The sequence below is a fragment of the Streptomyces sp. NPDC088766 genome (assembly GCF_044750845.1).
In the GTDB taxonomy this organism is placed as follows: domain Bacteria; phylum Actinomycetota; class Actinomycetes; order Streptomycetales; family Streptomycetaceae; genus Streptomyces.
In genome coordinates, this window is the sequence record NZ_JBIVKQ010000041.1 from 19,372 (window position 1) to 31,358 (window position 11,987).

Annotated in this window: 14 protein-coding genes; 6 read left to right on the forward strand and 8 right to left on the reverse strand. The window is 72.7% G+C overall.

Going from position 1 to position 11,987, the window contains the following annotated elements:
• Window positions 1-58: 58 nt before the first annotated feature.
• The 3 genes from ACIP5W_RS34470 to ACIP5W_RS34480 form a co-directional block, all read right to left on the reverse strand.
• Entirely contained in the window at window positions 59-268 is a 210-nt protein-coding gene (locus ACIP5W_RS34470; RefSeq protein ID WP_401481815.1) for a hypothetical protein, read from the reverse strand.
• A 173-nt stretch (window positions 269-441) separates the two neighbouring features.
• A complete protein-coding gene (locus ACIP5W_RS34475) occupies window positions 442-558 on the reverse strand; it encodes an SGM_5486 family transporter-associated protein (RefSeq protein WP_356568251.1) in 117 nt (38 codons plus the stop codon).
• A gap of 108 nt (window positions 559-666) precedes the next feature.
• On the reverse strand, window positions 667-1,971 hold the full coding sequence (locus ACIP5W_RS34480) for a CynX/NimT family MFS transporter (protein WP_401481819.1): 1,305 nt from the start codon (window positions 1,969-1,971) through the stop codon (window positions 667-669).
• Window positions 1,972-2,041: 70 nt separating this feature from the next.
• On the opposite strand from ACIP5W_RS34480, the gene ACIP5W_RS34485 reads away from it, so the two are divergent.
• Complete coding sequence (locus ACIP5W_RS34485; protein WP_401481821.1) at window positions 2,042-2,731, forward strand: FadR/GntR family transcriptional regulator; 690 nt, start codon at window positions 2,042-2,044, stop codon at window positions 2,729-2,731.
• On the opposite strand, the gene ACIP5W_RS34490 is transcribed toward ACIP5W_RS34485, so the two are convergent.
• From ACIP5W_RS34490 to fabG, 3 genes are all read right to left on the reverse strand, one after another.
• Window positions 2,712-3,065 (reverse strand): hypothetical protein, encoded by a 354-nt coding sequence (locus ACIP5W_RS34490; RefSeq protein WP_401481823.1) that lies wholly within the window; start codon window positions 3,063-3,065, stop codon window positions 2,712-2,714. The two genes, ACIP5W_RS34485 and ACIP5W_RS34490, sit on opposite strands and share 20 nt — an antisense overlap.
• Before the next feature lie 163 nt (window positions 3,066-3,228).
• Window positions 3,229-3,996 carry an enoyl-ACP reductase FabI gene (gene fabI, locus ACIP5W_RS34495; RefSeq protein WP_363091077.1) on the reverse strand — a complete coding sequence of 256 codons (768 nt, stop codon included), beginning with the start codon at window positions 3,994-3,996 and terminating at the stop codon, window positions 3,229-3,231.
• Window positions 3,997-4,001: 5 nt separating this feature from the next.
• Entirely contained in the window at window positions 4,002-4,706 is a 705-nt protein-coding gene (gene fabG / locus ACIP5W_RS34500) for a 3-oxoacyl-[acyl-carrier-protein] reductase (protein WP_401481825.1), read from the reverse strand.
• 243 nt (window positions 4,707-4,949) lie between these two features.
• Here fabG and ACIP5W_RS34505 point away from each other — a divergent pair, with 243 nt between their 5' ends.
• Genes ACIP5W_RS34505 through tyrS form a run of 3 tightly spaced genes read left to right on the forward strand, consistent with a single transcriptional unit; the run spans window position 4,950 to window position 9,188 of the window.
• Window positions 4,950-6,473 carry a TldD/PmbA family protein gene (locus ACIP5W_RS34505; RefSeq protein WP_401481827.1) on the forward strand — a complete coding sequence of 508 codons (1,524 nt, stop codon included), beginning with the start codon at window positions 4,950-4,952 and terminating at the stop codon, window positions 6,471-6,473.
• Window positions 6,470-7,864 carry a metallopeptidase TldD-related protein gene (locus ACIP5W_RS34510; RefSeq protein WP_401481829.1) on the forward strand — a complete coding sequence of 465 codons (1,395 nt, stop codon included), beginning with the start codon at window positions 6,470-6,472 and terminating at the stop codon, window positions 7,862-7,864. The genes ACIP5W_RS34505 and ACIP5W_RS34510 overlap by 4 nt, the downstream gene beginning before the upstream one ends.
• 55 nt (window positions 7,865-7,919) lie before the next feature.
• The gene (tyrS, locus tag ACIP5W_RS34515; RefSeq protein WP_401481831.1) at window positions 7,920-9,188 is read left to right on the forward strand and encodes a tyrosine--tRNA ligase; all 1,269 of its coding nucleotides are present in this window, start codon (window positions 7,920-7,922) and stop codon (window positions 9,186-9,188) included.
• 172 nt (window positions 9,189-9,360) lie between these two features.
• On the opposite strand, the gene ACIP5W_RS34520 is transcribed toward tyrS, so the two are convergent.
• Window positions 9,361-9,639 (reverse strand): GlsB/YeaQ/YmgE family stress response membrane protein, encoded by a 279-nt coding sequence (locus ACIP5W_RS34520; protein ID WP_401481833.1) that lies wholly within the window; start codon window positions 9,637-9,639, stop codon window positions 9,361-9,363.
• A 200-nt stretch (window positions 9,640-9,839) separates the two neighbouring features.
• On the opposite strand from ACIP5W_RS34520, the gene ACIP5W_RS34525 reads away from it, so the two are divergent.
• Both ACIP5W_RS34525 and ACIP5W_RS34530 read left to right on the forward strand, forming a co-directional pair.
• Window positions 9,840-10,277 carry a DUF3099 domain-containing protein gene (locus ACIP5W_RS34525; protein WP_401481835.1) on the forward strand — a complete coding sequence of 146 codons (438 nt, stop codon included), beginning with the start codon at window positions 9,840-9,842 and terminating at the stop codon, window positions 10,275-10,277.
• Window positions 10,278-10,452: 175 nt separating this feature from the next.
• Entirely contained in the window at window positions 10,453-10,740 is a 288-nt protein-coding gene (locus ACIP5W_RS34530) for a hypothetical protein (protein WP_401481837.1), read from the forward strand.
• Here the strand turns inward: ACIP5W_RS34530 and moaA are convergent.
• The gene (moaA, locus tag ACIP5W_RS34535; RefSeq protein WP_401481839.1) at window positions 10,737-11,726 is read right to left on the reverse strand and encodes a GTP 3',8-cyclase MoaA; all 990 of its coding nucleotides are present in this window, start codon (window positions 11,724-11,726) and stop codon (window positions 10,737-10,739) included. The genes ACIP5W_RS34530 and moaA overlap by 4 nt on opposite strands.
• Window positions 11,727-11,987 lie beyond the last annotated feature (261 nt).

Consider the following 11,987-nt stretch of genomic DNA (forward strand, 5'->3'; position numbering starts at 1 on the left):
TGCGCCTTCACCGGGGAGCGGAGAGTGAGGCGTGCGCGCGGGGCGTGATCGCCGGGGCCTACCGCCCGACGAGCTGCCGCACGCGGTCGACGAGGTCGGTGATCGTTGGGTCGCCGGATGCCGCCTGGGCGTCGGACGGGTTCAGTATCAGCGCGAGGAGGGCCACGAAGGCCATGGTCGGCAGGGCCAGGGCCCACCAGGGCAGCCGGGTGCCGGCGCCGCTGCCCTGAGCGACCGGGTGGGGCCGGGTGTGCGTGGGGGCCGACATGGGTGCCTCCGCTGGTCTTCGAGGGGTTCCGGCCGCGTCGCGCGGCCACATCTCGAAGGTACGGACCCGGCGGCCGGCGTCCCATCCGGTGATCCACCCACTTGACCCTGACCCTCACCCCCTAGGGGGCAGGGGGGTTGACCCCACCCCCGCTCCGCCGGGGCGGGGCCGCGTCAGGGGGAGGCGATGGTGGCGATGATCCCGATGATCACGAAAATGAGGAGGAACGAACCGAAGACGATCAGCATCTTCTTCTGGCCGTTCTCGGGGTTCGGGTCGAGCACTGGCATGCCCCCAGTCTCGCACCCGGCGCACCGCGCGGTCCCCGCGGGGTCGGCGGGCGCGCCCGGGAAGGCCGGGGAACGCCCGGGAACGCCGTGGAAAGGGGAGCGGCGGCGTCAGCGGGCGGCCTCGTCCTCCACCGTGCGGTCACGGCCGGCCAGGACGCCCACCGCCATCTGCGGGACCATCAGCGCCGCCATCAGCGCCAGCGGCAGGCCCCAGCCGCCGCTGTGCTGGTAGAGCACGCCGACCAGCAGCGGGCCGGGGATGGACAGCAGGTAGCCGGCGCTCTGCGCGAAGGCGGACAGCTGGGCCACTCCCCCGCCGGTCCTGGCCCGCATCCCGACCATGGTGAGGGCCAGCGGGAAGGCGCAGTTGGCGACGCCGAGCAGCAGGGCCCAGGCCCAGGCGCCGGCGGCGGGCGCGACGTGCAGACCGGCGTATCCGGCGAGGCCGCACAGGCCGAGCGCGACGACGATCGGGCCCTGGTGCGGCAGCCGGGTCGCCAGGCGCGGGATGACGAAGGCGAGCGGCACCCCCATGACCATGGTGACGGCCAGGAGCAGTCCGGCCGTGCCCGCGGGTACGCCCGCGTCGCGGAAGATCTGCGGCATCCAGCCCATGGTGATGTACGCGGCCGTGGCCTGGAGCCCGAAGAAGACGGCGAGCGCCCAGGCGGTGCGGCTGCGGGTGATGCGCAGTACGGGGCCTTCCTCCGCGCGCGCGGAGGACTGCGCGGCGGGCGTCGCCCCGCGCTCCCGGGCCAGCGGCAGCCACGGCAGTACGGCGGCCGCCGCCAGGCCGGCCCACACCGCCAGCCCGGTCTGCCAGCCGCCGCCGAGCGCGTCGGTCATGGGCACGGTGACCGCGGCGGCGGCCGAGGTGCCGAGGGCGAGGGCCATCGAGTACAGGCCGGTCATGGAGCCGACCCGGTCGGGGAACCAGCGCTTGACGATGACCGGCATGAGGACGTTGCTGACGGCGATGCCCATCAGGGCGAGGGCGCTGGCGGCGAGGAAGCCGGCCGTACCGCCCGCGTACGGCCGTATCAGCAGGCCCGCGGTGATGGCGGTCATGCCCGCGCAGACCACCGCGCCGGCACCGAAGCGGCGGGCGAGGCGGGGCGCGGTGACGCCGAAGACGGCGAAGCAGAGCGGGGGGACGGAGGTGAGGAGGCCGGCCACGCCGGCGCTCATGCCGAGGCCGTCGCGGACCTCCTCGAGGAGGGCGCCGAGGCTGGTGATGGCGGGGCGGAGGTTGAGGGCGGCCAGCACGACGCCCACGACGACCAGGCGGGCCGTCCACGCGCGCGGGGCGGACGGTGGGGGCACCGGGAGGTGGCCGGTCGCGGAGGACGCGTCGCGTGTGCTGGTGGTTCCGCGCGTGCTCGTGGTTCCCTTGCTCGCCATGCCGCCCATCATAGAATCATGGGATGATTGGTTGTCCACTCCCGGGTGCCCGGTCCCGGCCCCGTCCGTGCGAAGGTGTGCCATGCCCCTGAGCCATCCCCGCCGCTCGGCGCTGTCCGAGCAGGTCATCGCCGCGCTGCGCGCCCAGATCACCTCGGGAGAGTGGCCGGTGGGCTCGCGCATCCCGACGGAGCCCGAGCTGGTCGGGCAGCTCGGCGTCGCACGCAACACCGTCCGCGAGGCCGTCCGCGCGCTCGCGCACAACGGACTGCTGGACATCCGCCAGGGTTCGGGCACCTACGTGGTGGCGACCAGCGAGCTGGCGGGCGTGATGCACCGCCGCTTCGCGGACGCCGACCCGCGGCACATCGCGGAACTGCGCGCCACCCTGGAGTCGGGCGCGGCGCGGCTGGCCGCCGAGCGGCGCACGGAGAAGGACCTCGGGCAACTGGACACCCTGCTGCTGCGCCGCGACGAGGCGTGGGAGTCGGGCGACGCCGAGGCCTTCGTGACGGCGGACGCGACGTTCCACCTGGCGGTGGTGGCCGCCTCCCACAACGACGCGATGACGGCCGTGTACGCCGACCTGGGCGAGGTCCTGCGGGACTGGCTGCGCGAGGACATCGGCGGGGAACTGACGCCGCAGACGCGCATGGACCACACCCGGCTGGTCGACGCGATCCGCGCGGGGGACGCGGAGACGGCCGCCGTCGAGGCAGCGAGCTATCCCTTCCTGTGCCGGCCCGGACGGTTCACACCCGCTGGTGGCTGACCCAGACCGTCCCGACCTCCTTCCAGCAGCGCCCGGTCAGCCGTACCGTCACGGCCGGCCCGACGTCGGCGGGGGCGCCGTCCGTGTCGAGATCCCACCAGCGCGCGCACTCGATGTGCAGGCGTACCCGGTCGGCGGCGGCGTAGGGGTTGTGGCAGTGGGCGGTCACCTGGGACCCGTCGACGGTGGTCCGGCACTCCGCGCCGAACAGGTCCCCTGGTGCGGCGGTGGCGGGCCGTGCCGGCACGCGCGCGTGGGACAGCGCGTCGTACGGCAGCGACAGGACGAGGCAGACGGCGGCGGTCACTGGGGCCACGCTGCGGAACAGGCGCACAAAGGGACCTCCTCGGCCGGGCTGGGGAGGGAAGCGCTTGGTGAACGCGTACTTCAGACTGCCTCGTGCGGGTGCTCCGCCGCCCGGCCGGGTACGCCGAACGGGTGACGCCCCGCCCTCCCGCGCGAGGCGGGCGGCGGGGCGTCGGGGACGTACCGGTGGATCAGGCGCCGATGGCGTGCAGGCCGCCGTCCACGTGGATGATCTCGCCGGTGGTCTTCGGGAACCAGTCGCTCAGCAGGGCGACGATGCCGCGGCCGGCCGGCTCGGGGTCCTTCAGGTCCCACTCCAGCGGGGAGCGGGTGTCCCACACGGCGGCCAGGTCGCTGAAGCCCGGGATGGACTTGGCGGCCATGGAGCCGAGCGGGCCGGCGGAGATGAGGTTGCAGCGGATGTTCTGCTTGCCCAGGTCGCGGGCGATGTAGCGGCTGGTGGCCTCCAGCGCGGCCTTGGCCGGGCCCATCCAGTCGTACTGCGGCCAGGCGTACTGCGCGTCGAAGGTGAGACCGACGACGGAGCCGCCGTTCTGCATCAGCGGCAGGCAGGCCATGGTCAGCGACTTCAGGGAGTACGCCGAGACGTGCATGGCCGTGGCGACGGACTCGAACGGCGTGTTGAGGAAGTTGCCGCCGAGGGCGTCCTGCGGGGCGAAGCCGATGGAGTGCACGACTCCGTCGAGGCCGCCGAGCTCCTCGCCGACGATGTCGGCCAGGCGGCCCAGGTGCTCGTCGTTGGTCACGTCCAGCTCGATGACCTTGGTGGGCTTGGGCAGCTTCCTGGCGATGCGCTCGGTCAGGGTGGGCCGCGGGAACGCGGTGAGGATGATCTCCGCGCCCTGCTCCTGAGCCAGCTTGGCGGCGTGGAAGGCGATGGAGGACTCCATCAGCACACCGGAGATCAGGACGCGCTTGCCCTCGAGAATTCCGCTCATGGTGATCAGTGACCCATTCCCAGTCCGCCGTCTACGGGGATGACGGCTCCAGTGATGTACGAGGCGTCGTCCGAGGCGAGGAACCGCACCGTCGCGGCGATCTCGTCGGGCTGCGCGTACCGGCCGAGCGGCACCTGCGAGACGATGCCGGCGCGCTGCTCGTCGGTCAGCGCCTGCGTCATGTCGGTGTCGACGAAGCCGGGGGCGACGACGTTGAAGGTGATGTTGCGCGAGCCCAGCTCGCGGGCGAGGGACCGCGCGAAGCCGACCAGGCCGGCCTTGGAGGCGGCGTAGTTCGCCTGCCCCGCCGAGCCGAGCAGGCCGACGACGGAGGAGATCAGGACGACGCGGCCCTTCTTGGCCCGCAGCATGGCGCGGTTGGCGCGCTTGACGACCCGGAAGGTGCCGGTGAGGTTGGTGTCGACGACCGAGGTGAAGTCCTCCTCGGACATGCGCATCAGGAGCTGGTCCCTGGTCACGCCCGCGTTGGCGATCAGCACCTCGACCGGGCCGTGCTCGGCCTCGATCTCCTTGTAGGCCTGCTCCACCTGCTCGGTGTCGGTGATGTCGCACTTGACGGCCAGGAAGCCGGCGGGCGGCTCCCCCGAGCGGTACGTGATCGCGACCTTGTCGCCGGCATCGGCGAACGCGCGGGCGATGGCGAGGCCGATGCCCCGGTTACCTCCGGTGACGAGAACCGAGCGGCTCAACGGATCACCCTTTCCGTAGGGGTCTTGACGCACCGCCCGGGACCTGACCGGCAGGCGGCTTCCGTCGAAACCTATCGGTACGCCGAGGCCCGGGGACATTCGGGCACCGACAGGGGGTCACGGGACTGGCTGTGGGGTTTCTACAGAAAGTTGCCGGAGCGGGCCGGAAAGCTGTGGTCCAGGGGTCCGCTCGCGCGACATGATCGGAGCCAGCACAGGCGACGACCACAGGGAGATACCCAGGTGCCTCACAGCATCGACGAAAGTTTCACGGCACTGCCGTTGCGGGCCCTCGCGGACGCCGCCCTGGCACGCGCGCGTGCGCTCGGGGCGGACCACGCCGACTTCCGGTTCGAGCGGGTGCGCAGCGCGTCCTGGCGGCTGCGGGACGCCAGGCCCTCCGGGTCGTCGGACACCACCGACCTCGGGTACGCAGTGCGGGTGGTGCACGGCGGGACGTGGGGGTTCGCCTCCGGGGTGGACCTGACGATGGACGCCGCCGCCAAGGTCGCCTCGCAGGCGGTGGCAATGGCGAAGCTGTCCGCGCAGGTGATCAGGGCCGCCGGGGCGGACGAGAGGGTGGAGCTGGCCGACGAGCCGGTGCACGCCGAGAAGTCGTGGGTCTCGTCGTACGAGATCGATCCGTTCACGGTGCCCGACGAGGAGAAGGCGGCGCTGCTCGCGGACTGGAGCACCCGGCTGCTGGCGGCCGACGGGATCAACCACGTCGACGCCTCGCTGCTCACCGTCCACGAGAACAAGTTCTACGCCGACACCGCGGGGACGGTGACCACCCAGCAGCGGGTGCGGCTGCATCCGGCACTGACGGCGGTGTCGGTCGACGACTCCAGCGGCGAGTTCGACTCGATGCGCACCGTCGCGCCGCCCGTGGGGCGCGGCTGGGAGTACCTGACGGGCACCGGCTGGGACTGGGACGAGGAACTGGAGCGGATCCCGGAACTGCTCGCCGAGAAGATGCGGGCGCCGAGCGTCGAGCCGGGGCTGTACGACCTGGTGGTCGACCCGTCCAACCTGTGGCTGACCATCCACGAGTCCATCGGGCACGCCACCGAGCTCGACCGCGCCCTCGGCTACGAGGCCGCCTACGCCGGCACCTCCTTCGCCACCTTCGACCGGCTCGGCAGGCTGCGCTACGGCTCGGACCTGATGAACGTCACCGGCGACCGCACCGCCGAGCACGGCCTGGCGACCGTCGGCTTCGACGACGAGGGCGTCGAGGCGCAGTCCTGGGACCTGGTCAAGGACGGCACGCTCGTCGGCTACCAGCTGGACCGGCGCATCGCGAAGCTGACCGGCTTCGAGCGCTCCAACGGGTGCGCGTTCGCCGACTCCCCCGCGCACGTGCCGGTGCAGCGCATGGCCAACGTGTCGTTGCGGCCGGATCCGGCGGGGATGTCCACCGAGGACCTGATCGGAAGCGTGGACCGCGGGATCTACGTCGTCGGGGACCGGTCCTGGTCGATCGACATGCAGCGCTACAACTTCCAGTTCACCGGGCAGCGGTTCTTCCGGATCGAGAACGGGCGGATCACCGGCCAGTTGCGGGACGTGGCCTACCAGGCGACGACCACCGACTTCTGGGGCTCCATGGCAGCCGTCGGCGGCCCGCAGACGTACGTCCTGGGCGGCGCCTTCAACTGCGGCAAGGCCCAGCCGGGCCAGGTCGCGGCCGTGTCGCACGGCTGCCCGTCCGCCCTGTTCAAGGGCGTCAACATTTTGAACACCACGCAGGAGGCCGGCCGATGAGCGCCCGTACCGACAAGCCGCACGAGGTCGTGGAGCGCGCGCTGGAGCTGTCGCGGGCCGACGGCTGCGTCGTGATCGCCGACGAGCGGTCGACCGCCAACCTGCGCTGGGCGGGCAACGCGCTGACCACGAACGGTGTCACGCGCGGGCGCACGCTCACCGTGATCGCGACCGTCGACGGCAAGGAGGGCACCGCCGCCGGGGTCGTCTCGCGGTCCGCGGTGACCGCCGACGAGCTGGAGCCGCTGGTGCGGGCCGCCGAGGCCGCCGCGCGCGGTGCGGCGCCCGCCGAGGACGCGCAGCCGCTGGTGACGGGTGTGGCGCCGTCCCCCGGGTTCACCGAGGCGCCCGTCGAGACCTCGTCCGCGGTGTTCGCCGACTTCGCGCCGGCGCTGGGCGAGGCGTTCGCACGCGCGCGTGCGGGCGGCCGTGAGCTGTACGGCTTCGCCAACCACGAGCTGGTCTCGACCTACCTGGGCACGTCGACGGGGCTGCGGCTGCGGCACGACCAGCCCAACGGGACGCTGGAGCTGAACGCCAAGTCACCGGACCGTACGCGCTCGGCGTGGGCGGGCCGCTCGACGCGGGACTTCAAGGACGTCGACCCGGCGGCGCTCGACGCCGAGCTGGCCGTACGGCTGGGCTGGGCCGAGCGGCGGATCGACCTGCCCGCGGGGCGGTACGAGACGCTGCTGCCGCCGACCGCGGTCGCGGACCTGATGATCTACCAGCTGTGGTCGTCGTCGGGCCGGGACGCGGCCGAGGGGCGGACGGTGTTCTCCAAGCCGGGCGGCGGCACCCGGCTCGGCGAGCGGCTGACCGGGCTGCCGCTGACCCTGCGCAGCGACCCGGACGAGCCGGGCCTGGAGTCGGCGCCGTTCGTCGTCGCGCACTCCTCGGGCGGTGATCAGTCGGTGTTCGACAACGGCCTGCCGATCCGGGCCACCGAGTGGATCAGCGGCGGTGAGCTGAAGCAGCTCACGACCAGCCGGCACGGCGCGGCCCTGACCGGCCTGCCGGTGGCTCCCGGAGCCGACAACCTCATCCTGGACGGCGGCGGCGACCGGTCGCTGGAGGACATGGTCGCGAGCACCACGCGCGGGCTGCTGCTGACCTGCCTGTGGTACATCCGCGAGGTGGACCCGGCGACCCTGCTGCTGACCGGGCTGACCCGGGACGGCGTCTATCTCGTCGAGGACGGCGAGGTCGTGGGCGAGGTCACCAACTTCCGTTTCAACGAGTCCCCCGTCGACGTGCTGGGCCGGGCCACCGAGGCCGGGCGCACGGAGAAGACGCTGCCCAGGGAGTGGAGCGACTGGTTCACCAGGTCCGCCATGCCCGCGCTGCGGGTGCCGGACTTCAATATGAGCTCCGTCAGCCAGGGCGTATAACCTCATAGCCGGTGGTCGCCGGACCGCCCGAGATCATCAAGGAGACACGAGAACCGTGACGGACATCGTCGACGAGCTGAAGTGGCGGGGGCTGTTCTCCCTGTCCACCGACGAGGACGCCTTGCGCAAGGCGCTCGCGGACGGTCCCGTCACGTTCTATTGCGGCTTCGACCCGACCGCGCCGTCCCTGCACGTCGGTCACCTGGTGCAGGTGCTCACCGTGCGCCGGCTCCAGCAGGCCGGGCACCGGCCGCTGGCGCTGGTCGGCGGCGCCACCGGGCTGATCGGCGACCCCCGCCCCACGGCGGAGCGCACGCTGAACGACCCGGAGACGGTCGCCGGCTGGGTCGGCAGGCTGCGTTCCCAGATCGAGCCGTTCCTCTCGTTCGAGGGGGAGAACGCGGCCGTGATGGTCAACAACCTCGACTGGACGGCCGGTCTGTCCGCGATCGAGTTCCTGCGGGACATCGGCAAGCACTTCCGCGTCAACAAGATGCTGACGAAGGACTCCGTGGCCCGCCGGCTGGAGTCCGACCAGGGCATCAGCTACACCGAGTTCAGCTACCAGATCCTCCAGGGCATGGACTTCCTCCAGCTCTACCGGCGCTACGGCTGCACGCTCCAGCAGGGCGGCAGCGACCAGTGGGGCAACCTCACGGCCGGCCTGGACCTGATCCACCGGCTGGAGCCGGACGCCTCCGTGCACGCGCTGGCGACGCCGCTGATGACCAAGGCGGACGGCACCAAGTTCGGCAAGACCGAGGGCGGCGCCGTCTGGCTCGACCCGGAGATGACGACGCCGTACGCGTTCTACCAGTTCTGGCTGAACGTGGACGACCGGGACATCTCGACGTACTCGCGCATCCTGTCCTTCCGCTCCCGCGAGGAGCTGGAGGAGCTGGAGCGGCAGACCGGGGAGCGGCCGCAGGCGCGGGCCGCGCAGCGGGCCCTGGCCGAGGAGCTGACGACGCTGGTGCACGGCGCCGACCAGACGGCCGCCGTGATGGCCGCGTCCCGGGCGCTGTTCGGGCAGGGCGAGCTGACGGATCTCGACGAGCGGACGCTGGCCGCGGCCCTGTCCGAGGTGCCGCACGTCCGGGTCGCCGAGCCGGCGCCGGTCGTCGACCTGTTCGCCGAGGTCGGCCTGGTGGCGAGCAAGTCCGCGGCCCGGCGGACGGTGAAGGAGGGCGGGGCCTACGTGAACAACGTCAAGGTCACCGCCGAGGACGCCGTCCCGGCGGCGGAGGATCTGCTGCACGGGCGGTGGCTGGTGCTGCGGCGCGGCAAGAAGAACCTGGCCGCCGTCGAGGTGACGGGGGCGTAGTGGCGCAGAGCGCCACCGGGGCGGGGGGGGGGGGGGGGGGGGGGGGGGGGGGGGGGGGGGGGCGGGGGGGGGGCGGGGCGGGGCGCCGCCGCCCCCCGGGGGGGGGGCCCCCGGGGGGGGGGGGGGGGGCGCCGGGCCCCCCCCCCGCCCCCCCCCGCGCCTCTTCGTGCGCTCAGGTGCTGTACTTGCGCTTGCCCAGCGTCCGGACGTACAGCATGTCGCCGAGGGCGACGATGATGACGGCGGCGACCAGCTGGAAGATGTGCCGGCTCCAGTCGATGCCCGGGGTCTCCTCTACTCCGAAGGCGCGGGCGACGGCGTTGCCGACGACCGCGCCCAGGATGCCGAAGATGGTGGTCAGCCACAGTGGGCTGTGCTGCTTGCCCGGGATGATCGCCTTGGCGATCAGGCCCAGCACGAATCCCACGATGATCGCCCACAACCAGCCCATGGCGGCCTCCTCGTACGGCTCTACGCGAGCATTGCCCCCAGTGTCGGCCCGGCCTCCTTACGACGCATGTCGGGTGCTGCCGTACGCGGTACGGCGCAGCGTTTTCGCCCGGCCGGCGGCGACCCGGTCTCGAGGGCGGCCGGGTCGCGGCGTACGGTTGACAGGCGGGGAGAGTTCGAGCACGGGGATGGTGGAACGTGATGCGGAAGCAGCGCGGCGGCGGCGACGCCCAGGTGTTCCGGATCACCGGGGCACGTCAGGGGCTCCAGGAGGACGTCCGGGGCCGGCAGCGGCGGTACGTGATCTCGATGTCGGTCCGTACCGTGTCGGTGATCCTGGGAGCGACGCTGTGGAACGTGGAACGGCATGTCGCGGTGGTGGCGCTGGTCCTGGGCCTGGTCCTGCCCTACATCGCGGTGGTGATCGCCAATGCCGGACGGGAGAACGCGCCGGGACTGCCGTCGACGTTCGTGACCACTCCCCCGCCGCCGATGATCACCGCCGGGCACGCGGAGGAACGGACGGCACAGGAGGAGCCTCCCGCGGAATCCCCGCGGGCGGAACCGGAGTCCCCGCGTGAGGAATCCGGGCCCCGTTCGGGGCACGTGGAGGCCGGTCCGACAGAGCGGCGGCCGTGAGCCCGCCGTACGCCGAGGCCAATAAAAGCTGTTGTTCCAGTGCCGTGGCGCCGGGTCGCCGTGACATACTTCGTACGCGCTCCGCATCCCCCGTCGGAGCGACGGACCGACGCCGGGCAGCTCCCCCCGTGGCTGCTCGGCGTCGCCTTTTTCCGCGCACCTGTGAGACGAACCTGTGAGTGACGAGACCCCGATCTGCTCCGCGAAGGGCTGCCGTGCCGACGCCGTGTGGGTGCTGGCGTGGAACAACCCGAAGATCCACGCGCCCGGGCGCCGCAAGACGTGGCTGGCGTGCGAGGAGCACCGGGAGCACCTGTCGCAGTTCCTCGGAGTGCGCGGCTTCCTGAAGGACGTCGTCCTGCTGGAGGAGTGGGAGTCGCCCGAGGTTCCTCAGGTTCCGGTTCCCGGGGCCCCCGAGGCGCCCGGAGCCCCCGAGGCGCCCGGGACCCCCGGGGCGTCCTAGCCGCCGATCGCCGACATCGGGCGGTCCGGCTGGACGAAGGCCGGGTCGTCCAGGCCCGCGCCCGCCTTCTTGCCCCACATCGCCCGGCGCCAGATGCGCGCGATCTCCTCGTCGGGGGCGTCGGAGCGCAGGGCGGCGCGCAGGTCGGTCTCCTCGCGGGCGAAGAGGCAGGTGCGGACCTGGCCGTCCGCCGTGAGGCGGGTGCGGTCGCAGGCCGCGCAGAACGGGCGGGTGACGGAGGCGATGACGCCGACCCGGTGCGGGCCGCCGTCGACGATCCAGCGTTCGGCCGGGGCCGAACCGCGCTCCTGGGAGCCCTCCTCGGTGAGGTCGAAGCGGGTGCGCAGGGAGGCGAGGATGTCGCCTGCCGTGACCATGCCCTCGCGCTTCCAGCCGTGCTGGGCGTCCAGGGGCATCTGTTCGATGAACCGCAGTTCGTAGTCGTGCTCGACGGCCCAGGCGAGGAGGTCGGGGGCCTCGTCGGCGTTGAGGCCGGGCATCAGGACCGCGTTCACCTTGACCGGGGTCAGGCCCGCGTCCCGGGCGGCCTGGAGGCCTTCGAGGACGTCCTGGTGGCGGTCGCGGCGGGTGAGGGTCTTGAAGACGTCCGGGCGGAGCGTGTCGAGGGAGACGTTGACCCGGTCCAGGCCGGCGGCCTTGAGGGCCGGTGCCGTGCGCCTGAGGCCGATGCCGTTGGTCGTCAGCGACATCTGGGGGCGCGGGCTCAGGGCCGCGACCCGCTCGACGATGCCGACCAGGCCGGGGCGCAGCAGGGGTTCGCCGCCGGTGAAGCGGACCTCCTCGATGCCGAGGGAGGTGACGGCGATGTCGATCAGGCGGACGATCTCGTCGTCCGTGAGCAGATCCGGCTTGGCCAGCCACTGCAGGCCCTCTTCGGGCATGCAGTACGTGCACCGCAGATTGCAGCGGTCGGTCAGTGAGACGCGCAGGTCGGTGGCCACCCGGCCGTAGGTGTCGATGAGCACGCGGGCCCCCTCCCTCGTAGCGGATCACGGTTTCTCCGTCATCTGTGAGCCTACGTGACACCACCGACAACGAGGGGGCGCGATCTCCACGAGGTGCGAGGGGCCGGGGGGGGGGGGGGGGGGGGGGCCCCCCCCGCGGGCCCCCCGGGGGGGGGGGGGGGGGGGGGGGGGGGGGGGGGGCGGGGGCGGCCGCCCCCCCCCCCGCGCCAGGTGCACGAGCCGTAGGTACGGGGGGAACCCCGGCTCAGTGCGAGGGCCGAT

Coding starts and splice junctions, on each gene's coding strand:
- ACIP5W_RS34470 (WP_401481815.1), bottom strand. CDS start 268: ATGTCGGCCCCCACGCACACCCGGCCCCACCCGGTCGCTCAGGGCAGC.
- ACIP5W_RS34475 (WP_356568251.1), bottom strand. CDS start 558: ATGCCAGTGCTCGACCCGAACCCCGAGAACGGCCAGAAGAAGATGCTG.
- ACIP5W_RS34480 (WP_401481819.1), bottom strand. CDS start 1,971: ATGATGGGCGGCATGGCGAGCAAGGGAACCACGAGCACGCGCGGAACC.
- ACIP5W_RS34485 (WP_401481821.1), top strand. CDS start 2,042: ATGCCCCTGAGCCATCCCCGCCGCTCGGCGCTGTCCGAGCAGGTCATC.
- fabI (WP_363091077.1), bottom strand. CDS start 3,996: ATGAGCGGAATTCTCGAGGGCAAGCGCGTCCTGATCTCCGGTGTGCTG.
- ACIP5W_RS34510 (WP_401481829.1), top strand. CDS start 6,470: ATGAGCGCCCGTACCGACAAGCCGCACGAGGTCGTGGAGCGCGCGCTG.
- ACIP5W_RS34520 (WP_401481833.1), bottom strand. CDS start 9,639: ATGGGCTGGTTGTGGGCGATCATCGTGGGATTCGTGCTGGGCCTGATC.
- ACIP5W_RS34525 (WP_401481835.1), top strand. CDS start 9,840: ATGCGGAAGCAGCGCGGCGGCGGCGACGCCCAGGTGTTCCGGATCACC.